Raw genomic sequence first — 21869 nt, forward strand, 5'->3', positions numbered from 1 at the left:
CGGCACTCTATTGAGCCGTTACGGGGACTTGCCGATCCGGTCGGAGCTCTCCTCCTCCACGTCCGCCATGGCGGGGTCGAGGAGCCGGGAGAGGAAGTGCCGGGTGCGTTCGTGCCGCGGAGCGCCGATGACCTGCTCGGGGGCGCCGTCCTCGACGATCACCCCGCCGTCCATGAAGACGACCCGGTCGGCGACCTCCCGGGCGAAGGTCATCTCGTGGGTGACGACCATCATCGTCATGCCCTCGTCGGCCAGCATCCGCATCACCGCCAGCACATCGCCGACCAGTTCGGGGTCGAGTGCCGAGGTCGGCTCGTCGAACAGCATCACCTCGGGGCCCATGGCCAGCGCGCGGGCGATGGCGACGCGCTGCTGCTGGCCGCCGGAGAGGGAGGACGGATAGGCGCCCGCCTTCTCCGCGAGGCCGACCCGCTCCAGGTTCGCGGCGGCGGTCCGGGCGGCCTCCGCCTTGCCCCGCTTCAGTACCCGGCGCTGCGGCAGCGTGAGGTTCTCGGTGACGGTGAGATGCGGGAACAGGTTGAACTGCTGGAAGACCATGCCGATCCGGCGGCGGGCGGCGTCGATGTCGACGTCCGGGTCGGTGAGTTCCGTACCGCCGACGTACACCTGACCCTTGGTGGGCTCCTCGAGCAGGTTCACGCACCGGAGCAGGGTCGACTTGCCCGAGCCGGACGGCCCGATCACGCAGACGACCTCGCCCCGGCGGATCTCCAGGTCGATGCCGCGCAGCACCTCGTTGCTGCCGAACGACTTGTGCAGCCCGCTGACCCGGATCTCCGGGTTCCCGGGCCGGCTCTCCGGCTGCTCGCCGGGCTGCCTGTCCGGCTGTTTGTCCGGCTGCTTGTCCAGTCGGCTCATTTGACGGCCTCCTGGGCCTTGGCCTCCATACGGCGTACGACGAAGCCGAGCGGAACGGTGATCAGCAGGTAGCACAGGCCGGCGACCAGGATCGGGGTGGAGTTGGCGGTCTGGCTGGCCAGGTCCCGGCCGTACTTGGACAGTTCGCGCTCCTCCAGGGTGACGCCGAGGAACAGCACCAGCGAGGAGTCCTTGAAGAGCAGGACGAGTTCGTTGGTGAGCGGCGGCAGGATGACCCGGAAGGCCTGCGGGATGATGATCGAGACCATGGCCCGCGCGGGCGAGAAGCCCAGCGAACGGGCCGCCTCCATCTGTCCCTTGGGCACCGCCTGGATGCCCGCGCGGATCGTCTCGGCCATGTAGGCGGCGGCCACCAGGCCGAGCGCGAGGGCGACCTTGCCGTAGGTGCCGCCGATGATCTCCGTACCGGGGAAGGCGAGCGGCACGGCCACACCGATGAAGATGAAGATCAGCAGGGCGGGCAGGCCCCGGAAGATCTCGATGTAGATGCCCGCCAGCCAGCGGTACGGGCCGACCGACGACAACCGCATCAGCGCGAGGAGCAGTCCGAGGCCGAGCCCGACGGCGAAGCCGGTCAGCGTGTAGATCACGGTGTTCTTCAGCGCCAGCGTGATGATGTCCGGGAACATCCGCTCGGCGATGTCGAGCTGGGCGAACTGGTTCTTCAGCCTGCCCCAGTCGGCCGAGGCCGCGAAGGCGGCCACGGCGGCGACGAAGACGACGTACTGGGCGCCGCGCGACAGACGGCGCTTCTGGCTCCGGGTCAGGCCCTTCTTCCTCAGCTCCGGAGGCACCTTCGTGTCGGCCATGGGATCAGGTGGCAGACGGTTCGGCGGCGGACTCGTCGTACGGGCCGATCCACTGCTCGTACAGCTTCTTGTACGTGCCGTCGGCCTTGGCGTCCGAGAGCGCCTTGTTGATGGCCTTCTGCAGCGCGGTGTTGCCCTTCTTCACCGTGAAGCCGTACTGCTCGCCGGTGTCGAGGCTGTCGACGACCTCGAACGCGTCGGCGGTGGCCTTGTCCTTGAGCCAGCCCTGGACCACCGGGAAGTCGATGACGACGGCCTTGACCTGGCCGGTGCGCAGGCCGTTGAGGACGGCGTCGGAGGACTCGAAGGAGACCGGGTCGAAGCCCTCCTTCTTGACGTAGTCCTCGCCGGTGGTCTGTGCCTGGGCGCCGAGCTTGACGTTCTTCGACTTCACGTCGGCGAGCGAGGTGACGCCGGCCTTCTTGTCGACGAGGACGGCCTGGGTGGCGTTGAAGTACGGGTCCGAGAAGTCGACGTTCTTCTTCCGCTCCTCGGTGATGGTCATACCGGCCGCGGCCAGGTCGCACTCGCCGGAGTTGAGGAAGGCACCGGTCTTGAAGTTCTCGAACGGCGTGTCGAGGATCTCCTGCTTCACGCCCAGGTCGTCGGCGACCAGGTCGATCAGGGCCACGTCGAAGCCCTGCACCTTGCCGTCGATCTCCGACTGGAAGGGCGGGTACGGGAGGTGGGTGCACGTGGTGAGCTGCCCCGCCTTGGCGAGCTCGACGCCGCCGGCCACTGTCTTGGAGGCGCCGCCGTCCCCGTCGTCGGTGGAGGTGCAGGCGGTCAGGAGGACCAGCCCGGCCGTCGCGGTGGTGGCGGCCAGGACGCGGGTCCTGCGGCCGAGGAGCGTCTTCACTGAGGCCTCCTGGTAGGGAACAAATGAGGTTCTGATTATAAGGAGAAGTTTGGGTTCCTCAAACCAAACCGATGGCCGCGGCGCTGTCCGGCCTAAGAACCGGGCGTGGGGCCGGACTTCCCGGCTGCCCGGCCGGCATCCCGAGGACCGGGGATACGCTCGACTCCGTCGAACCCGCACCCCGCACCCCGTACTCCATGCCCCATACCCCGTGGCCCATGCCCCGTGGCCCATGCCCCGTGGCGCCGTAGAGCCGTGATCTGGAGAGCAACGCCGTGAGCACCCACCCCTTCCTCGGCCTGGCCCCGCTGAGCGCCGCACACTTCGCCTCGATCGAGGACCGCGTGGCACGGCTGCTGCGCACCACCCAGGACGTCGTGATCATGCAGGGCGAGGCGCTGCTTCCACTGGAAGGCGCGATCCGCGCGACCGCCGGCCCCGGCACGACCGCGCTGAACGTCGTCACGGGCCCGTACGGGCAGACCTTCGGCGACTGGCTGCGGGACTGCGGCGCCACGGTGATCGATCTGGCGGTGCCGTTCCACACCGCGGTGACGGCCGGGCAGATCCGCGAGGCCTTCGCCGCGCACCCGGAGATCGACTTCGTCTCCTTGGTGCACGCGGAGGCGGCCACCGGCAACACCAACCCGGTCGCGGAGATCGGCGCGGCCGTGCGGGCGCACGGGGCGCTGTTCTATCTGGACGCGGTGGCGTCGATCGGGGCGGAGCCGGTACTGCCGGACGCGTGGGGCGTGGACCTGTGCGTGATCGGGGCGCAGAAGGCCATGGGCGGCCCGGCCGGCGTGTCAGCGGTGTCGGTGAGCGAGCGGGCATGGGCCCGTATGGCGGCGAACCCGCGGGCGCCACGCCACTCGTACCTGTCCCTGCTGGACTGGAAGCAGCGCTGGATCGACGGGGGCCGCACGGCACTGCCGCACGCTCCGGCCCAGCTGGAGATGCTGGCGCTTCAGGCATGCGTGGAGCACATCGAGGCAGTGGGCCTGGAGACGGTGACGGCACGGCACGCGGCGGCCGCGGCAGCGACCCGGGCGGGTGCGCTCGCACTGGGCGGCGGTCTGGAGCCGTATGTCCACGACGCGGCTCAGGCGGCCCCGGTCGCCACGACTCTGCGGGTCCCGTCGGGCGCGGTGGCCTCCGAGCTGGTGGCCCGCGCCCTGGCCCTGGACCCGGCGCTGCCGCTGGCGGCGGGGGGCGGGGCGCTGGCGAAGGAGATGGTCCGCGTCAACCACTACGGCCCCGACGCGACCCGGGGCGCGGTCCGGGCGAGCCTGACGGCCCTGGGCACGGCGCTGGCGGAGCAGGGCCTGTCGGTGGACCTGCAGGGGGCCCTGCGAGCGGCCGACCACGGCTGGCGGTAGCCGACCGCCGCCCGGCACGGTCAGAGGCCCGACACGGTCAGACACTCGGCACGATCCGGCGTCGAGCACGATCCGGCGCCGGGAAGCCGGGAGTGAGGGGAAATCGCGCGCGGAAGTGTGAACCGGACGGCATCGGGGCGGACCGTGGACGGGCCGCCCCGGACACGCCCCGGGGCCGGACCGCGCCGGGCACTCACCCGGGTCGTGTCCCGCGTCGCGGTGCAGGGGGGGTCAGGCGTTGCGCGTTCCGGTACGAGGCTCCTGACGGTCTCCGGGGAGGCGGCGGTCCACGAGGCGCCCCGCTGAGGCGAGTCGAACGCCCGGTCCGACGGAGCCACCGTCCCCGACCTGCGGATTCCGGCGCCTTGATCGGCCGCACCACCCGGCGGGACGCCCTCCTCACCCGGCCGGGGTGTCACGTCGACCGTGACGGTCGGTGCCGGTCCTTTTCCGGAGCGCATCCGGGACGCATCCGGGGCGCATCCGGGACGACATCACAGCGTGACGCCGACGTAACAGAATGGAACGCGGGGACCGAGCGTAAATTCATGGGATTATCGGAAGCAGCTCACGGGTATTCTTCCCTGCCATTCTTCCGCTTATTTCAATATTACTTCCCAGGGCAGCTTCCCATCATCTTCTGCCCCCTTTCTTCAACCTTAAACGCATCGATTTTTCGCAGACCCGAACCGGCACATCCCAGACACCATCGCGGGAGTTACGGACTTGTGACCAGCTCCACAGGACGCCCGGTTCATGGCTTAAATCCCGCCCGAACAGGGGCATTCAACCAGGCTTCCGCTTGCGGCTTCACGCTCGCGCGATAACATGGACAAGCCACTCAGGTAACCCCGGCAGCCGATGCAATTTCGAATTTACCTGGGTAAGTTCAATTCACATGACTGCCGCACAAGCAGACCCGCAAATCGACCGCCCCGCCCTGGCGGACGGAGCCGCGCTGTGGCGGATAGCAAGGGACTCGAAAACCCTCGACCTGAACTCGTCGTACAGCTATCTCCTGTGGTGCCGGGACTTCGCCGCCACATCCGCCGTCGCACGTGACGCCGGCGGGGAGCCGATCGGCTTCGTCACCGGATACGTACGGCCGGACAGCCCGCAGACCCTGCTTGTCTGGCAGGTCGCGGTGGACGAGAGGCACCGCGGCCGTGGCCTGGCCGCCGCCCTGCTCGACGGTCTGGTCGCACGAACCGTCGCGGAACACGGAGTGACCACCGTGGAAACCACCATCACACCGGGGAACACCGCATCCGAGCGCCTGTTCACCGCGTTCGCCGAGCGCCACGGGGCCCGGCTGGAGCGCGAGGTGCTCTTCGAGGCGGAGCAGTTCCCCGACGGACCGCACGACCCCGAGGTGCTGTACCGCATCGGTCCCCTCTCCCCCTGACCACCGGCCCCACGCACACGGACCCGTGCGCCACTTCGCCGGCCCCGAACTCCCTCTGACTTCCCACGCCACTGAGGAGCGATTCGTCGTGACCATCACCCAGCCCGATCTGAGCGTCTTCGAGACCCTTGAGTCCGAGGTGCGCAGCTACTGCCGTGGCTGGCCCACCGTATTCGACCGCGCGCACGGCAGCCGCATGTACGACGAGGACGGCCACGAGTACCTCGACTTCTTCGCCGGAGCCGGCTCACTCAACTACGGCCACAACAACCCCGTGCTGAAACGGGCGCTGATCGACTACCTGGAGCGGGACGGCGTCACGCACGGGCTCGACATGTCGACGACGGCCAAGCGCGCGTTCCTGGAGTCCTTCCAGAACTGGATCCTGCGTCCGCGCGACCTGCCGTACAAGGTCATGTTCCCGGGCCCGACCGGCACCAACGCCGTGGAGTCGGCGCTGAAGCTGGCGCGGAAGGTGAAGGGGCGCGAGTCGATCGTGTCCTTCACCAACGCCTTCCACGGCATGTCGCTGGGCTCGCTCGCCGTGACCGGCAACGCCTTCAAACGCGCCGGGGCGGGCATCCCGCTGGTGCACGGCACGCCGATGCCGTTCGACAACTACTTCGACGGCGCGGTCGAGGACTTCCTGTGGTTCGAGCGGCTCCTGGAGGACCAGGGCTCCGGCCTCAACAAGCCCGCCGCGGTGATCGTCGAGACGGTGCAGGGCGAGGGCGGCATCAACGTCGCCCGGCCCGAGTGGCTGCGTGCCCTGGCCGAGCTGTGCGAACGCCAGGACATGCTGCTGATCGTCGACGACATCCAGATGGGCTGCGGCCGTACCGGCGCCTTCTTCTCCTTCGAGGAGGCCGGCATCACGCCCGACATCGTCACCGTCTCCAAGTCGATCAGCGGCTACGGACTGCCGATGGCACTGACCCTGTTCAAGCCCGAGCTGGACATCTGGGAGCCGGGCGAGCACAACGGCACCTTCCGCGGCAACAACCCGGCCTTCGTCACGGCGACCGCCGCCCTGGAGGCCTACTGGGCCGACGGGTCGGCGATGGAGAAGCAGACCCGGGCCCGCGGTGAGCAGGTGGAGCAGGCGATGGCCGCCATCTCCGAGGAGAACCCCGCCGCCGTGAAGGAGTACCGCGGTCGCGGGCTCGTGTGGGGCATGGAGTTCCACGACAAGGCGCGGGCCGGACGCATCGCCGCGCGCGCCTTCGAGCTCGGGCTGCTGATCGAGACGTCCGGCCCGGAGGGCGAGGTCGTCAAGCTGCTCCCGGCTCTGACCATCACGCCGGAGGAACTGGACGAGGGGTTGACCACACTGGCCCGCGCCGTCCGCGAGACCGCCTGACCGTCCTGACCGTCCTGACCGCCGGAATGTTCCGGCCGGTCCGGGCCACCCGGACCAGGGTGACCACCTGAATCGTCTGCCGAACCGTCCGGGTCCCGGGCCGAGGCCCGGGACCCGGACAGCCGGCAGGCAGTACCAGCACCACCACCGAGGAGGCATCGCAGCACCGTGATTGTCCGTTCCTTCAAGGAGATCGAAGGTACCGACCGGCACGTGAAGTCCGCGTCCGGTACCTGGGAGAGCAAGCGCATCGTCCTCGCCAAGGAGAACGTCGGTTTCTCCCTGCACGAGACCATCCTGTACACCGGTACGGAGACGACGATGTGGTACGCGAACCACATCGAGGCCGTCGTCTGCGTGGAAGGAGAGGCAGAACTCACCGACCACGACTCCGGGCTGACGCACACGATCACGCCCGGGACGATGTACCTCCTCGACGGGCACGAGAAGCACACGCTGCGGGTGAAGAAGGACTTCCGCTGCCTCTGCGTCTTCAACCCACCCGTGACCGGACGGGAGGACCACGACGAGAACGGCGTATACCCGCTGCTCACCGAGGAGGTGTGAGGTTCCATGACCACCGCGACCACCAGCACCCAGACTCACGTCCCCGACCTCTATCCCACCCGAGGCAACGCCGAGGTGCTCACGCCCCGGCAGGACCCGGTCGTCTGGGGCGCCCCCGACGCCCCCGGTCCGATCGCTCCGGCCGACCTCGGATCGTTCGAGCGTGACGGCTTCCTCGCCATCGATCAGCTGATCACCGACGACGAGGTCACCGTCTACCGGGACGAACTGAACCGGCTGGTCTCCGACCCGGCGATCCGGGCCGACGACCGGTCGGTCGTCGAGCCGCAGTCCAAGGAGATCCGGTCGGTCTTCGAGGTCCACCGGATCAGTGAGGTGTTCGCGCGGCTCGTGCGCGACGAACGCGTCGTCGGCCGGGCCCGGCAGATCCTCGGCTCCGACGTGTACGTCCACCAGTCACGGATCAACGTCAAGCCGGGCTTCGGGGCCAGTGGCTTCTACTGGCACTCGGACTTCGAGACCTGGCACGCCGAGGACGGTCTGCCGCGGATGCGGGCGGTGTCGGTGTCGATCGCGCTCACCGAGAACCTCGACACCAACGGCGGGCTCATGATCATGCCGGGGTCGCACAAGACGTTCCTCGGGTGTGCGGGGGCCACGCCGAAGGACAACTACAAGAAGTCGCTGCAGATGCAGGACGCGGGCATCCCCACCGACGAGGGGCTGACCTCGCTGGCGTCCGAGTACGGCATCAAGCTGTTCACCGGCAGGGCCGGCTCGGCGACCTGGTTCGACTGCAACTGCATGCACGGTTCCGGGGACAACATCACACCGTTCCCGCGCAGCAACGTGTTCATTGTGTTCAACAGCGTCGACAACACGGCCGTGGAGCCGTTCGCGGCGCCGGTCCGGCGGCCCGACTACATCGGGGCCCGGGACTTCACTCCGGTGAAGTGAGCACCTCGGCCTGAACGCGCCGGCGTGAATACGCCGTCGGGGCCATGACTGCGGGCCGGGCCTCCTCGTGTGGGACGGGGGGCACCGGCCCGCTGCCGTGTCCGTGGAAGCGGACGCGAACGCGAACGCGAACGCCGGCGCCGGCGCCGGGCTCAGCCGGGCAGCGCCTCCAGCAACCGGTCCACGTCGGCCGGGGTGTTGTAGAGGTGGAAGGACGCCCGCAGACGGCCGGCCCGGGCGGACAGGGCGAATCCCGCCCTGCTCAGCTCCGGCTGGAGACGGTCCAGTCCCGGCACGGACACGATGGCCGAACCGGGTGCGGGCACGGGCTCGTGGCCCAGCGCGACGAGCCCCGCGCGGAAGCGGTCGGCGAGGGAGACATCGTGGGCGTGCACGGCGTCCACGCCGATCTCCTCGATGAGTTCGAGGGAGGCCCGCAGCCCCGCGTAGGTGAAGAGGGCGGGGCTCGTGTCGAACCGGCGGGCGGAGTGGGCGAGTTCGGCGACGGGCCCGTAGGCGCTCTCCCAGGGCTTCTCCGCCGCGGCCCAGGCCGACTGTACGGGGGCCAGGTCGCCGAAGTCCTCCGGTACGGCCAGGAAGGCTCCGCCGTGCGGGCCCAGCAGCCACTTGTAGACGATGGCGACGGAGTAGTCGAAGCCGTCGGCGTCGACCGGCAGCCAGCCGATCGCCTGGGAGAGGTCGACATAGGTGCGCGCGCCGTGTTCCCGGGCCGCCTCGCGCAGCGCGGGCAGATCGGCGATCCGGCCGTCGGCGGACTGTACGGCGCTGACGGCGACGAGGGCGGTGTCCGGGCCGACGGACTCGGCGAGCCGCTCCAGCGGCACGGCCCGCACCTTGAGGTCACCGCGGACGTGGAACGGGTTGACCACCGAGGCGAAGTCGTTCTCGACGGTGAGCACCTCGGCGCCCGGTCGCAGTGAGGCCGCGATCAGCGCGGTGTACAGGGTGACGGTGGCCCCGACCGCCACGCGCTCGACGGGGACGCCGGCCAGCCGGGCGTACGCGGCCCGGCTCGCCTCGACGTCGTCGTACAGCGGATCCAGCGGACGGCCCTCCGCCCTCAGCCGCACCGCGTCCTGGAGAGCGGTCACCGTACGGGCGGGCAGGAGGGCGTTGGTGGCGGTGTTCAGGAAGGTGCTCTTCGGGGTGAACTCGGCACGGACGAGATGCTCGAAGGTCTCTAAGTTCTTCATGGGACCACTCTGCGGTCCCGGGATCTCCCCGTCCATCGGCTTGTTCTGCGCGAAACCGCCAAGGAACCCTTATGAATACGCCCTGACCTGCAAAGACGTGGCACGGTGGGTTCGGCTCGGCGGTTTCGGCTCGGCCGGTTCAGGTCTGCGGCACCGCGCAGCCGTCGGGGCCGCAGGCCTCCGCCTCACCCTCGACGATCTTCAGCTGCGGACGCGCGTCCCAGGCCTGGGTCAGTGCCTGGGTGAACACCTCGGCGGGCTGGGCGCCGGAGACGCCGTACGTGCGGTCGAGGACGAAGAAGGGCACGCCCCGCGCGCCGAGTTCCGCGGCCTCCCGCTGGTCCTCGCGCACCTCGGCGGCGTACGCGTCCGGGTCGGCGAGGACCGCGCGGGCGGCGTCGGTGTCGAGGCCGGCGGCGCCGGCGAGTTCGAGGAGGCGTTCGTCGTCGCCGAAGACGGACCGCTCCTCGGCGAAGTTCGCCTTGTAGAGCAGGTCGAGCAGCTCCACCTGGCGGCCCTTCTCGCGGGCGAAGTGCAGCAGGCGGTGCATGTCCAGGGTGCCGCCGTGGTCGCGGCCCCGGGTGCGGTACGGCAGCCCCTCGGCGGCGGCCTGGGCGCCCAGGTTGTCCTCGCCGGCCTCGGCCTGCGCCTGGCTCATGCCGTACTTCTGGGTGAGCATCGAGAGCACGGGCTGGATGTCGTCCTTGGCCCGGCCCGGGTCCAGCTCGAAGGAGCGGTGCACCACCTCGACGTCGTCCCGGTGCGGGAACTCGCCGAGCGCCTTCTCGAAGCGGGCCTTGCCCACGTAGCACCAGGGGCAGGCGATGTCCGACCAGATCTCGACACGCATCGTTGAGGCACTCTCCCAGTCGTGGGGCACGGAGACTCCCTCCGCCGACTGTGTGAACCTTCAACCGGTGCGGTTCATTCCCCGGGCACCGCGAAACGCAGGAACAGGTGGTGGTCGTCGGGAGCGGGTAGATGTGCCGGGTCGGGGGTCCAGCCCAGGCGGGCGTAGAAGGCCTGGGCCCGGTGGTTGTCGACGTGCACGTCGAGTACGGCGGTGCGCAGGCCGTTCGCCCGCCATTCCGCGACGCAGGCCGTGTGCAGGGCCGTGCCGGTCCCGGTGCGCCAGTGGCCGGGGTCGACGTGGAACTGGAACAGTTTGACCGTGCCGGCGGGGGCGCCCGGCGGGGTGCGGAAGGAGGCGAGGCCGGTCAGGCGTCCGTCCCGCACCGCGCACAGCACCCGCCCGTCGGGGCGCGCGATCGCCTCCCGCCAGACGGCCGGCCAGTCGGTGCCGTCGTCGGGGATGCCGTCCGGGTAGTACGTGGAGCGGGCCCGCAGATGCAGCGCGGCGATGTCGGCGGCCTCGGCGGCGAGGGCGGTCCTGATCACGGGGGAGTCCGCCGTCCGATGCGTTGTGGTCATGCGGCTCAGGACATGCGCGGCCGGGACGGCGGTTCCCCGGCGGGCGGCGCTCCCCGACCGGGTCCCGGGGCTCCGCCGCTCCCGCTCTCAGTTGCCGTCGCGCAGGTCCTGCGGCCAGTTCGGCCGGAACTCGATGTGGTCGTAGGTGACCACGCAGCCCTCGCCCATCGGGGACTGGGTCATGAAGCCGACGAGGGCGGCTCCCGTCTCCTTCTCCGCGTCGAGGGTGAAGAGGCGGACGAAGGTCCAGTGCTCACCGTCGAGGGAGGCGTGGAAGGCGAAGGCACGGCCGGTGCGGCTGACCCGCAGCCATACGGAACTGCCGTCCACGGTGAAGGAGTTGGCGTCATCGGAGTGGCCCCGGGTGACGACCGTGCACACGGTGGGCACGTCCGGGGAGTACTCCAGGCACAGCTTGGCCCAGTTCCGTTCGCCGGTGTGGACGTAGAGCACTCCGGCGTCGAAGGCGGCGGAGAAGCCGACGGTGACCCGGGCTATCAGCTGGAAGTCGCCCTCGGGGGCGCCCAGGAGACGGGGTGCGTCGGCGGCGGAGTCCAGTGACTCCCCGGTGGGCGGTACGAAGCGGTCCTGGCGCGGTCCGGCCCAGCCGGTGAGGATGCCGTCCTCGTGGGACCAGTGCCCGTCGGGACCGTAGGTGCGCAGGGGAAAAGGCAGTTGGGGAAGCTCGACGTCCATGGGAGGAGTCTCGCAGGTCCCCCGCCCGCGCGGGGCCCGCCCGGCGGATCGTGCCGGACGGGCCCCTGTGCACGCGGTGGACCTGCCCCGCCGGGCGCGGTCAGCGCTCCAGGCGGCCGTTGAACCGACGGGGCAGCCCGAGCGGGTTGTCGTCCCGCAGCTCCTGCGGCAGGAGGGCTTGCGGAGTGTTCTGGTAGGCGACGGGGCGCAGCCAGCGCTCGATGGCGGTGCCGCCGACCGAGGTGGAGGTGGAGGTCGTCGCCGGGTAGGGGCCGCCGTGGTGCTGGGCGGGGGCGACCGCGACACCGGTCGGCCAGGCGTTGACGAGTACCCGGCCGGCGAGCGGGGTCAGCTCGTCGAGGATCTCCGCGCCCCGGCCCTGTCCCGCGCCCTCCTCCTCGGAGAGGTGGACGGTGGCGGTGAGGTTGCCGGGGAGGCGGGTCAGGACGGAGCGGACCTCCGCGTCGTCCTCGTAGCGGACCACGACGGTGACCGGGCCGAAGCACTCCTCCAGAAGGAGGTCGTGTTCGCCTTCCGCGGCGAGTCTGCTCGCCGGGACGGTGAGGAAGCCGGCGCTGACGGTGTGCTCGCCGCCCGCGCCCGGTGTCACCGGGGACTCCACGTCGGGCAGTTGGGCCCGCTCGGCGACGCCGGCGACGAAGTTGTCGCGCATGCGGTGGTCGAGCAGGACCCCGGCGTCGGTGTCGCTGACGGCGTCGGTCAGGGACTTGACCAGGCGGTCGCCGGCCGCGCCCGCCGGGGCGAGGACGAGACCCGGCTTCACGCAGAACTGGCCGACGCCGAGCGTCATCGAACCGGCGAGCCCGGCGCCGATCTCCTCGGCGCGCTCGGCGGCGGCGGCCTCCGTGACGAGGACCGGGTTCAGGGAGCCCAGTTCGCCGTGGAACGGGATCGGGACCGGGCGGGCGGCCGCCGCGTCGAAGAGGGCGCGTCCGCCGCGTACCGAGCCGGTGAAGCCGGCCGCCGTGACCAGCGGGTGCCGGACCAGCTCGACGCCGGCCTCGAAGCCGTGCACCAGACCGAGTACGCCCTCGGGGATGTCGTGCCGGGCTGCCGCCCGGCGCAGCACCTTGGCGACCAGCTCGGACAGGCCGGGATGGTCGGGGTGGGCCTTGACGACCACGGGGCAGCCGGCCGCGAGGGCGCTCGCGGTGTCGCCGCCGGGGACGGAGAAGGCGAAGGGGAAGTTGGAGGCCGAGTAGACGGCTACGACACCCAGCGGGACCTTGTGGCGGCGCAGGTCCGGGACGGGCGGGGTCGCGGTGTCGTCGGGGTGGTTGATGACGACGTCGAGGAAGGCGCCCTCGTCGACGAGGTCGGCGAAGGCCCGCAACTGGTAGCAGGTGCGGGCGAGTTCGCCGTTGAGGCGGACCGGTCCGAGCGCGGTCTCGGCATCGGCGACCTCGACGAGCGTGCCCTTGGCGGCCTCGAGTTCGCCGGCGGCCGAGCGCAGGAAGGCCGAGCGGACGGTGCGGTCGGCCAGCGCGCCCCGCGCCTCGTGGGCGGCCCGGACGGTGGCGTCCACCTCCTGGGCCGTGGCCTCCACCGCGACCTGTTCGCGCTGCTTCCCGGTTCGGGGGTCGACACTCCAGACTGGTGCTGCTGCCACCGCGAGTCCCTCCGCTCGACTGCCGCTTGCAATGCCGCAGTATGTACGTCATCCACCAGGAGTGTTCGATATACTGAACGCTGTCTCTGATGATGAATATGCTGTTGGAGACTATAACTTCAGCTCCTCGTCGAACGAAGGGTCAAGGGCATGTCGGCTGGCGAGACGGGCGGCGGCGCGCAGGTCAAGTCCGCGGTGCGGACCGTTGAACTGCTGGAGTACTTCGCCGGGCGCCCCGGCATGCATTCCCTGGCGACGGTCCAGGAGGCCGTCGGCTACCCCAAGTCGAGTCTCTACATGCTGCTGCGCACCCTCGTCGACCTCGGCTGGGTGGAGACGGACGCGACGGGCACGCGGTACGGCATCGGCGTGCGGGCGCTGCTCGTGGGCACGTCGTACATCGACGGGGACGAGGTCGTGGCGGCGGCCCGGCCCACGCTGGACCGGCTGTCGGACGACACCACGGAGACGATCCACCTCGCCCGGCTCGACGGCACCAACGTGGTGTATCTGGCCACCCGGCAGTCGCAGCACTATCTGCGCCCGTTCACCCGGGTCGGCCGCCGGCTGCCCGCGCACTCGACGTCGCTCGGCAAGGCGCTGCTGAGCACGTACACGGACGAGCAGGTGCGCAAGATGCTCCCGCAGACGCTGCCCGCCCTCACCGAGCACACGATCACCGACCGGGAGAAGCTCATCGGGGAGCTGCACCAGGTGCGGGAGCAGGGCTTCGCGGTGGACCGCGAGGAGAACACGCTGGGGCTGCGCTGCTTCGGGGTGGCGATCCCGTACCGCACCCCCGCGCGGGACGCGATCAGCTGCTCGGTGCCGGTCGCCCGGCTCACCCCCGCACACGAGCAGATGGTCAAGGACGCCCTGTTCGACGCGCGCGACCGGCTGACGCTGGCCACCCGGAGGCTCTGACCGTGACCGGCCCGGAGATCGCCCTGCGCGCGGTGCACGACAGCGACCTGCCGGTCTTCTACCGCCGGTCGAACGATCCGGAGTCCCTGCGCATGGCGGCCTTCACCGCCGAGGACCCGGCCGACCGGGAGGCCTTCGAGGCCCACTGGGCGCGGATCCGCACCGCGCCGGACGTCGTCGCACGCACGGTGCTGTGCGACGGTGACGTGGTGGGCCACGCGGCGGTGTACGGGACGGTGGGCGGGCGCGAGGTGACGTACTGGGTCGACCGCGCGTACTGGGGCAGGGGCATCGCCACCGCCGCCCTGCGCGCCCTGCCGGCCGAGGTGACCGAGCGTCCGCTGCACGCACGCGTGGCCGCGGACAACGCGAGGTCGCTGCGGGTCCTGGAGAAGTGCGGCTTCCGGGTCGTCGCGCGGGAGACGGGGTACGCGCCGGCGCGGGGCGCCGAGACCGACGAACTCGTCCTCGTGCGCGTCCTCGCGACGGCCGGCTGATCCCTGCCGCTCCCCCGAACGGCGTTTTCCGGGCGGCCGGTTGCCCGATATCCGGTTCCGGGCGATCAATTCGTCAAGGCGCTGAACCTTTCCGGCCGAACAGCCGTCTGAACATGTGACGGGCCGCCCCATCCCCCCGGGGCGGTCCGTCGCTTTCCGTCGGCGCCGGGTCCGCCCGTGCCGCCGGACCGGACACGCCCCGCCGACCGTCGGACAGGCCCTGCCGCGCACCCGGGATCCGCTCGATCGGGTCGATCGCGAAGTGCACCGGGAACAGGGTCGAGGTCCCCGCAGGAGCCGGTGGATCTCCTTCGCCCCGCCCGGCACCGCCTGGATCAGAGGGCCGGGAGTCCGGCTCGCCGGCCGCCTGTGGCGAGTCGGACATGGCGAACTCTCCTCGGCACCCGAGTGGTTGCCGGCGGGCATTGGTGCTCACCGACGCCCGATCGGTCCATGAGTGGATGCCGACCGGATCGCACCCGCGTCGGATCGCGTTCGGACGCGCTTCGTGGTACGGATCCGGGTGACGGCCTGTCGTTCACCGTTCGGACCTCCGGACGGGCCCCTGGATGATCACTGCTACGCTCCGGATCTCGCGGCCGGTCCACTCCGGACGTTCACATGTCATCTACATGACACGCACCGTCACGTGCCGGGGCTCACGGGCCCCGGAACCGCAGCGAGGGGAGGTGGCCCATGGGCACGCTCATCGACGACGCCGCCTCCGTGGAGTTCCATGCCTTCTTCGAGCGTCACTACGCCGAACTGTCGCGGCTGGCCGCCCTGCTGACGGGCGACGCGGACACCGCCGACGACCTGGCGGCGGACGCCCTGCTGGCGTTGTGGCACCGCTGGGACCGGGTGCGCGCCGCCGACCATCCGGTGGCGTACGCGCGGGGCGTGGTCGCCAACCTGGCCCGCACCCGTATACGCAGCGCGGTGCGCGAGCGGCGCCGGATCGCCCTGTTCTGGTCGCAGCGCGAGGAGCGGGCCGAGAACCCGGACGTCGCGGGCGTGGTGGATGTGCGGGAGGCGTTGCGCAGGCTGCCGTTCCGCAAGCGGGCGTGCGTGGTGCTGCGGCACGCCTTCGACCTGTCGGAGAAGGACACCGCGCTCGCCCTGGGCGTCTCGGTGGGTACGGTGAAGAGCCAGACCTCGAAGGGGATGGCCGAACTGCAGCGGCTGCTGGGCACGGCGGAGGTGCCACGGCGGGTGCACGCCGCGGTGGGGTGCCCGGGGAAACCCGTCGGCGAGGACACGGGAAGGGACCGATGACGATGCGTCGGGACGTGCACGACGAGCTGCGCGCCCGGCTGCACGAGGCGGCCGGGGAGCACGAGCCCGACCGGGAGCGCATTCTGGCCCGGGTCGAACGCGGCATGGCCGGCCCGGCACGGCCCGACCGCCGGGCCACGCGCCCGCCGGTGTTCGGATGGCTCCGGGTGGTGGGCACGACGGCCGCGGTGGGCGGAGTGCTCGCGGTGGGCGGCTTCGCGGTCGCGTCCGTGGTGACGGACGAGGAGCCTCCCGCGCAGCGGCAGGTGGCGGTCTCGCCGACCTCGGAGCCCGCGCCGTCACCGGACGCGACGAGCCGGGCGCCCCTTCCTCCGGCGCGGCCGTCGGCGGACGCTCCCGAGGAGACCGGCGAGCCGGGTTCGGCACCGGCCCGGACGCCGGGGGCGGAGACGGGGACGGGGACGCCCACGGCGAAGGCCCCGGGGGCCGCTCCACAGTCCGGGGGCGTCGAGGACGGGCCGTTGTGGTCGGACGGCTCGGTGGACCGGCACAGCAACGAGTTCTGGGCGCAGAGCAATGTCACCCTGAAGACCGCCGAGCGGCTGACCGCGCTCACCGTGGAACTGCGGATCGCGCAGACCGGCGGGGTCTCCTCCACGGGTGCCTGGCGTTCCCTTCCCGAGAAGGACTTCAGCCTGACGACCGGCGAACGGGGCGGCTTCGTCGTCTACACCTGGACGCTAAGGAAGGGCCGTACGGTCGCGCCGGGCGAGTGGGTCTTCGCGGGGCAGTACGACCACGCGCGGGGCGGCCGGGACGCCAGGGCCGACACGTACACCGCTACGGCTGCCGTCGGATCCGAACGGCTTCTGGTCGGCGGCGACTTCGCGGCCCGGGGCGACTGAGGTCCGGTGCGAGCCCCGTCGTTCGCCCGCGGGGCGGCGACGGCCCGGAAGGAGCCGGAAAAAATACTCCCGGTCGCGGCAACCCTTTCCCGCCGTGCGGCAACCAAGAGGCGAAACGATTCTCCTCACGCAAGGAACAAGCATGACTGCACGAGCCGAACAGCCCGTCTCCCACCGCCGCCGGACCGGCAGGAGGCGTGCGGTGATCGCCGGAGTCTCCGCGCTCGGCGTCACGGGTGCGGCGATCTTCACCTCGACGATGCTGTCCACCGCGAGCGCCGCCTCCTCGTGGCCCTCGGACACCGGCGGCAAGCCGGTCTCGAAGACCGTCCCGGTCTCCGGGACCCTCGACGGCGGCATGAAGAAGTACTACGGCACCGGCTCCCTGGGCGGCGACAGCCAGGACGAGGGCCAGGACCCGGTCTTCGAACTGGCCGACGGCGCCACGCTCAAGAACGTCATCATCGGCACCCCCGCCGCCGACGGCGTGCACTGCAAGGGCAGTTGCACGCTGCAGAACGTGTGGTGGCTGGACGTCGGCGAGGACGCCGCCAGCTTCAAGGGCAAGTCGTCCTCGGCGCAGTACAAGGTGATCGGCGGCGGCGCGAGGAAGGCCGACGACAAGGTGCTGCAGTTCAACGGCGCCGGCACGCTGACGGTGAGCGGCTTCCAGGTCGAGGACTTCGGCAAGCTGGTGCGCTCCTGCGGCAACTGCAAGACGCAGTACAAGCGCACGATCGTGCTGAAGGACATCGACCTGACGGCTCCCGGCAAGTCGATCGTCGGCATCAACACCAACTACGGGGACACCGCCACGCTGTCGCAGATCCGCATCCACGGGGACGGCAAGAAGAAGATGAAGACCTGCACCCGCTACCAGGGCAACAACACGGGCAAGGAGCCGAAGGACCTCGGCTCCGGCGCCGACGGGAAGTACTGCAAGTTCTCGGACTCGGACATCACGTACAAGTGACCCCGTCGGACACCTGACCGGCGCCGGGCCGCCGTCCCCTCATGGAGCGGGACGGCGGCCCCGCCCCCGTGGCAACCGGCCCGCGTCCGGCCCGCACCGTCACAGGACGGCGGCGAGCCAGGTGTGGACCTCGTCCTGCATCTCCTCGTCGAAGACGTGGCCGCGGTCCGGCCACGTCTTCAGCCGCAGCCGGTGCCCGGCGCCCTGTGAGTGCCACACGGCGCGCAGCTTGTCGTAGGCGGTCCGCACACCGTCGGCGGGGAACAGCGGGTCGTGCCCGCCGTGGAAGAACAGCATCGGCTTGGGTGCGGCGATGCTCGCCACGTCGGGGATGTCCAGGTGCCGGCTGAGACCGGGATGGAGCATGTGGAACGCCGACTGCCCGCGCAGCGTGTTGTTGCCGGGCACCATCATCTCCTTCAGGCCGGTCATCCAGCACACGCTCGCCGCGACCGCGATGCGGTCGCTGAGCGCGGCCGCCTGCCAGGCCCGGTAGCCGCCCATGGAGAAGCCCAGGGCGGCCACCCGGCCGGCGTCCACCCGCTCGAGGCCGGCCAGGAAGGCGGCGGCGCGCTGGTCCTCGCGGGCGTGGAGTCCGGCGAGCGAGGAGCCGAGGTGGAAGAGGTTGCTCGCCAGTTCCTGCTGCCGTTCGTAGGCCAACGGCCCCCGCTCCCCCCATCCGAGGGCGTCCAGACAGAGCACGACATGGCCGCGCCGGGCGAGTTCGTCGCCGACGAAGCGTCCGCCGAAGTGCCGCGCGGCCCACTGCTCGGCGGAGGCGAGCCGGGTGTCGTCGTACCAGGGCCGGACGCACTTCTCCTTGCCGATGTCGAAGCGGGAGCCGTGGTCGTGCAGGAGCAGCACGGCCGGGAAGGGCCCGGTGCCGTACGGGGTGAGCAGCACGCCGCGGGTCCTGCCGTACCGGGTGAGCGAGAGGGTCACCGACTCGCGGGTGAAGCCGCTCCCCCCGGAGTCGTCGGGGACGGCGGGGCCCGCGGTGAACTCGGGCGCGTACGGGGTGCCGTCCTGGTCGTCGACGACGAGCAGTTCCCCGACCTTTCCGCGGGCCGCCCGCCGCCACGCGTCGAAGTCCCGGACGGGTGAGGTGCCCCAGGCGAGCGGGAACGTCAGGTCGTCCTTGAGCACGTGGTGGAGTCCCGGCGGGCCGGGGACGGGGGCGGGGGCGGAGGGAGAGGTCATCTCGCGGCCGGCCGGGGGTGCCAGTCGCCGAGATGAGCCTCGCGGGTGTGGGCGGCGGCCCCGGCCCGGGTGAGCTGGGGGCGGTTCTCCGGGACGGTGACCACGGCGCCGGGACCGCTGTTGCGGTATTCGGCGAAGCGCTGCTCCTGCCAGGGGTGCCCGGCTGCCATGGTGGTGTAGGGCGCGACGGCGTCGATGCCGGGGCCGAGGCGGGTGTCGCGGACGGTGAGCATGGGGCGGGCGGTGGGGTCGGAGCTGGGCACCCAGGGGCGGGCCAGCTTGTAGTAGCCGTCGGGTGCCTCGCTGCTGACGGTGCTCCTGGTGACGAGGTAGCCGCGCGGGTTGGCGCCGGCGGTGGAGGGCGCGAAGACGAAGCCGTACGGGGCGCCGGTCAGGTCCGGGCGGATCAGGGTGCGGAAGTGGCAGTGCTCGAAGACGGCGGTCGCCCGGCCGAAGACGAAGTCGACGTCGCCCTCGGCGTAGCAGTGGGAGAAGTACTGGCGGGCGAACGTGTCCAGGGACAGGGAGTCGGCGTACAGGGTGTCCTGGTGGCCGAGGAACCGGCAGTGGGTGAAGGCGCTGCGGTCGCCCTGCACCTTGAGGGCGACGGCCTGGGTGCCGCTGGTGCCGGGGAGGTCGGTGCGCAGCCAGTCGTTGGCGAAAGTGATCCGGTGGGCGGTGAAGCCGTCGGGGCGCACGGTGGTGGTGGCGGAGCCGGAGGTGCCGTAGGTGCCGGAGCCGTCCGGCTTCGGGGTGCCCGCCGCGTTGTTGTGAACGATCACTGTGTCCCGGGCGTCGCGCGAGGCGCCGATCCAGGTCATGCCGGTGCGGTCGGCGTCGACGGAGACCGTCTCCCGGTAGGTGCCGGGGGCCAGGACGAGGACGCGTCCGGTGCCGGTCGCGGCGGTCACGGCCGCCTGGACGGTGGTGAAGTCGCCCGCGCCGCCGGGGTGGACGTACAGGGTCTTCGGGGTCAGGCGGTCGGCCGGCGAGCCGTACCGGCCGAACGGGCGGCGCGGGCCGTGGGCGGCCTGGGCGGGGGCCGCGGCCAGGGCGAGGGCGGTCGCGGTGGCGGTTGCGGCCGAGGCGCCCGCGAGCAGGAGACCCCGTCGGGAGACGGGCGGGGACGTGCGCGAGGAGAACGGCAGCGGGCGGCCGGGGTGCGGGGGCATACGCGGGTGCTCCTTCGGTACGGGACCGGGCGGACGGGACGGCGGGCGGGGCGGACCGGGGCGACGGACGAAGCGCGCGGGACGGGTCGGACGGGCGCCGGACAGGACGGGCGGTACAGACCGGAACGGCGGGCGGAGCCGAGCAGGGCGACGGACGAAGCGCGCGAGACGGGACGACGGGCGAGGCGGACCGGGGCGAAGCGTGCGGGACGGGTCGGACGGGACGACGGGCAGGAGGGACCGGGGCGACGGGCGGACTGGAGCGGAATGGACCAAAGCGAGGCGGGGCGGGCGCGGGGCGGAGCAGACCGGAGCAGAGCAGACTGGACTGGACTGGACCGGGGCAGACCGGAGCGGGGCGGGCGCGCGCCACAGTGGGGGTGGTACGCGCCCGCCCCGGCGTCAGGGGGCGGGGCGGGGGTCAGCGGAGGCGGCCCGCTCCCGCACCGCGCTTGACCAGCGCCGGGACCGCCTGCGCCCGGTCGACGTCGGCGCGCAGGGTGGGTGTCCAGCCGGCGCCGGACCGGAGGGTCTCCGCGGGGATCTCCGCGTTGTGCACGGCGATCAGGTCGACCCGCTTGCCGTTGACGAGGTTGTTCCCGGCGGTGAGCGGGAAGTCGTTCCACCGCTTGAGGATCTTGGCCGGGCTCACGCCCTTCGGCAGGGTGAACGCGTTGTGCTCGGCGACGAGCTGGGACTCCTTGCCGATGCCGAAGCTGTAGCCGTAGCCCGCGTCGGCCACGAAGTGGTTGTTGTAGACGTCGACCTGCCCGAAGCGGACGCGCGGCGCGCGCTCGACCAGTTCCGAGAACAGGTTGTGGTGGAAGGTCGCCTTCAGCTTGCCCCGGTCGCCGACGGCCGTGGACTCGCTGTCGCTGTTGCCGATCAGGATCGTCTTGTCGTGCTCGGTGAAGACGTTCCAGGACGCGGTGACGTAGTCGGCGCCGCGGACGATGTCCAGCTCGCCGTCGTGCTGCTGGTACAGCATCCCGAAGTGGGTGGGGGCCGCGCTGTCGGGGTGCTCGCCGTCGGTGAAGGTGTTGTGGTCCAGCCAGACATGGGTGGCGTTGTACACGACGGCGGTGTCGTACTCGGAGTTCCAGTTGCCCTTGTCGCCGTCGGTCGGGTCCCACTGCGGGAAGCAGTCGAGGGGGCTCTCGAGGGTGAGGTTGCGGACGATGACGTTGTCGACGTCCTTGATCTGCAGGCTGGCGCCCTTGAACCCGGCGTTCTTCCCGATGCCGATGATCGTGGTGTTGGCGGGGACGTTCGCCTTGATGGTGGTGTTCTGATGGGCCGCGGAGACCCTGCGCAGGCCCTCGGGGCTGTCGTCGGGCTCGTCGCTCAGGTCCTGCTCCAGGCCCCAGGTCTCGGGCGCGTACTTCTCCAGGTAGGCGTCGAAGTCGTAGCCGGGGGCGGCGAGCGAGTCGCAGCCGGCGGAGACCGCGTCGATGGTCCCCCGCACCTTGATGATCTTCGGCGCGGTGCCGCCGTCCGCCAGGGCCGCCTTGAACCCGGCCCAGTCGCTGACGGTGTAGACGTGCCCAGGGGCGGCGTCGGCGCCTCCGGTGGTGCCGGTGCCGTGGGAGGCCCAGCCGTCGTTCGCGCCGAGCGTCTGCCGGGCGGGGTCCCGGTGCTTGCCGGGGTGGCCGCCGTGCGCCTGGGCGCCGGTGCCGGTCAGGGCCAGTACGAGGGCGGTGCAGCCGGCCAGCACGGCGGCCTTCACCATGGCATGCGCATGCCATACCTGTCTGTTCGGGGTGCGGGTCATGGTGCGGGTCTCCCTGTGTCTCG

21 protein-coding genes are annotated in these 21869 nt (G+C 71.3%); 10 read left to right on the plus strand and 11 right to left on the minus strand.

Features of this window, described 5'->3' with window-relative positions; all coding sequences use genetic code 11:
* Positions 1-18 precede the first annotated feature (18 nt).
* The 3 genes from V4Y04_RS07420 to V4Y04_RS07430 are packed head-to-tail and all read right to left on the minus strand — an operon-like array spanning position 19 to position 2568.
* A complete protein-coding gene (locus V4Y04_RS07420; RefSeq protein WP_332426492.1) occupies positions 19-879 on the minus strand; it encodes an amino acid ABC transporter ATP-binding protein in 861 nt (286 codons plus the stop codon).
* Entirely contained in the window at positions 876-1709 is an 834-nt protein-coding gene (locus tag V4Y04_RS07425) for an amino acid ABC transporter permease (protein ID WP_332426493.1), read from the minus strand. The genes V4Y04_RS07420 and V4Y04_RS07425 overlap by 4 nt, the downstream gene beginning before the upstream one ends.
* Positions 1710-1713: 4 nt before the next feature.
* On the minus strand, positions 1714-2568 hold the full coding sequence (locus tag V4Y04_RS07430; RefSeq protein ID WP_332426494.1) for a transporter substrate-binding domain-containing protein: 855 nt from the start codon (positions 2566-2568) through the stop codon (positions 1714-1716).
* A gap of 275 nt (positions 2569-2843) precedes the next feature.
* Between V4Y04_RS07430 and V4Y04_RS07435 the strand changes: the two genes are divergently transcribed.
* The 5 genes from V4Y04_RS07435 (at position 2844) to thpD (ending at position 8197) form a co-directional block, all read left to right on the plus strand.
* Positions 2844-3947 carry a pyridoxal-phosphate-dependent aminotransferase family protein gene (locus V4Y04_RS07435; RefSeq protein ID WP_332426496.1) on the plus strand — a complete coding sequence of 368 codons (1104 nt, stop codon included), beginning with the start codon at positions 2844-2846 and terminating at the stop codon, positions 3945-3947.
* Between the two features lie 898 nt (positions 3948-4845).
* Complete coding sequence (gene ectA / locus V4Y04_RS07440) at positions 4846-5352, plus strand: diaminobutyrate acetyltransferase (protein WP_332426497.1); 507 nt, start codon at positions 4846-4848, stop codon at positions 5350-5352.
* An 88-nt stretch (positions 5353-5440) separates the two neighbouring features.
* Complete coding sequence (ectB, locus tag V4Y04_RS07445; protein ID WP_332426499.1) at positions 5441-6712, plus strand: diaminobutyrate--2-oxoglutarate transaminase; 1272 nt, start codon at positions 5441-5443, stop codon at positions 6710-6712.
* A 168-nt stretch (positions 6713-6880) separates the two neighbouring features.
* Entirely contained in the window at positions 6881-7279 is a 399-nt protein-coding gene (locus V4Y04_RS07450) for an ectoine synthase (protein ID WP_332426500.1), read from the plus strand.
* 6 nt (positions 7280-7285) lie between these two features.
* On the plus strand, positions 7286-8197 hold the full coding sequence (gene thpD / locus V4Y04_RS07455) for an ectoine hydroxylase (protein WP_332426501.1): 912 nt from the start codon (positions 7286-7288) through the stop codon (positions 8195-8197).
* A 152-nt stretch (positions 8198-8349) separates the two neighbouring features.
* On the opposite strand, the gene V4Y04_RS07460 is transcribed toward thpD, so the two are convergent.
* From V4Y04_RS07460 to V4Y04_RS07480, 5 genes are all read right to left on the minus strand, one after another.
* The gene (locus tag V4Y04_RS07460) at positions 8350-9411 is read right to left on the minus strand and encodes an aminotransferase class V-fold PLP-dependent enzyme (RefSeq protein ID WP_332426503.1); all 1062 of its coding nucleotides are present in this window, start codon (positions 9409-9411) and stop codon (positions 8350-8352) included.
* A 139-nt stretch (positions 9412-9550) separates the two neighbouring features.
* Positions 9551-10261, minus strand: a complete 711-nt coding sequence (locus tag V4Y04_RS07465; protein WP_332432746.1) for a DsbA family oxidoreductase — start codon at positions 10259-10261, stop codon at positions 9551-9553.
* A gap of 74 nt (positions 10262-10335) precedes the next feature.
* Entirely contained in the window at positions 10336-10842 is a 507-nt protein-coding gene (locus tag V4Y04_RS07470) for a GNAT family N-acetyltransferase (RefSeq protein WP_332426506.1), read from the minus strand.
* 87 nt (positions 10843-10929) lie between these two features.
* Complete coding sequence (locus tag V4Y04_RS07475; protein ID WP_332426508.1) at positions 10930-11538, minus strand: DUF1349 domain-containing protein; 609 nt, start codon at positions 11536-11538, stop codon at positions 10930-10932.
* 100 nt (positions 11539-11638) lie between these two features.
* Positions 11639-13168 carry an aldehyde dehydrogenase (NADP(+)) gene (locus V4Y04_RS07480; protein WP_332426510.1) on the minus strand — a complete coding sequence of 510 codons (1530 nt, stop codon included), beginning with the start codon at positions 13166-13168 and terminating at the stop codon, positions 11639-11641.
* A gap of 150 nt (positions 13169-13318) precedes the next feature.
* On the opposite strand from V4Y04_RS07480, the gene V4Y04_RS07485 reads away from it, so the two are divergent.
* The 5 genes from V4Y04_RS07485 (at position 13319) to V4Y04_RS07505 (ending at position 17703) form a co-directional block, all read left to right on the plus strand.
* The gene (locus V4Y04_RS07485) at positions 13319-14092 is read left to right on the plus strand and encodes an IclR family transcriptional regulator (RefSeq protein WP_332426513.1); all 774 of its coding nucleotides are present in this window, start codon (positions 13319-13321) and stop codon (positions 14090-14092) included.
* Between the two features lie 2 nt (positions 14093-14094).
* Positions 14095-14589, plus strand: coding sequence for a GNAT family N-acetyltransferase (locus V4Y04_RS07490; protein ID WP_332426515.1), 495 nt, complete (start codon positions 14095-14097; stop codon positions 14587-14589).
* A 696-nt stretch (positions 14590-15285) separates the two neighbouring features.
* Positions 15286-15864: a SigE family RNA polymerase sigma factor gene (locus V4Y04_RS07495; RefSeq protein ID WP_332426517.1), complete on the plus strand. Its 579-nt coding sequence runs from the start codon at positions 15286-15288 to the stop codon at positions 15862-15864.
* A complete protein-coding gene (locus V4Y04_RS07500) occupies positions 15861-16730 on the plus strand; it encodes a hypothetical protein (RefSeq protein ID WP_332426519.1) in 870 nt (289 codons plus the stop codon). Before V4Y04_RS07495 ends, V4Y04_RS07500 begins: the two co-directional genes overlap by 4 nt.
* A 142-nt stretch (positions 16731-16872) precedes the next feature.
* The gene (locus V4Y04_RS07505) at positions 16873-17703 is read left to right on the plus strand and encodes a pectate lyase (RefSeq protein ID WP_332426521.1); all 831 of its coding nucleotides are present in this window, start codon (positions 16873-16875) and stop codon (positions 17701-17703) included.
* Positions 17704-17802: 99 nt separating this feature from the next.
* Here the strand turns inward: V4Y04_RS07505 and V4Y04_RS07510 are convergent, their stop codons facing one another.
* From V4Y04_RS07510 to V4Y04_RS07520, 3 genes are all read right to left on the minus strand, one after another.
* A complete protein-coding gene (locus V4Y04_RS07510; RefSeq protein ID WP_332426522.1) occupies positions 17803-18903 on the minus strand; it encodes a dienelactone hydrolase family protein in 1101 nt (366 codons plus the stop codon).
* On the minus strand, positions 18900-20075 hold the full coding sequence (locus V4Y04_RS07515) for a pectinesterase family protein (RefSeq protein ID WP_332426523.1): 1176 nt from the start codon (positions 20073-20075) through the stop codon (positions 18900-18902). The genes V4Y04_RS07510 and V4Y04_RS07515 overlap by 4 nt, the downstream gene beginning before the upstream one ends.
* Before the next feature lie 421 nt (positions 20076-20496).
* Positions 20497-21846 carry a pectate lyase family protein gene (locus V4Y04_RS07520; protein WP_332426525.1) on the minus strand — a complete coding sequence of 450 codons (1350 nt, stop codon included), beginning with the start codon at positions 21844-21846 and terminating at the stop codon, positions 20497-20499.
* Positions 21847-21869: the final 23 nt, after the last annotated feature.

The organism is Streptomyces sp. P9-A2 (genome assembly GCF_036634175.1).
GTDB lineage: Bacteria > Actinomycetota > Actinomycetes > Streptomycetales > Streptomycetaceae > Streptomyces > Streptomyces pratens.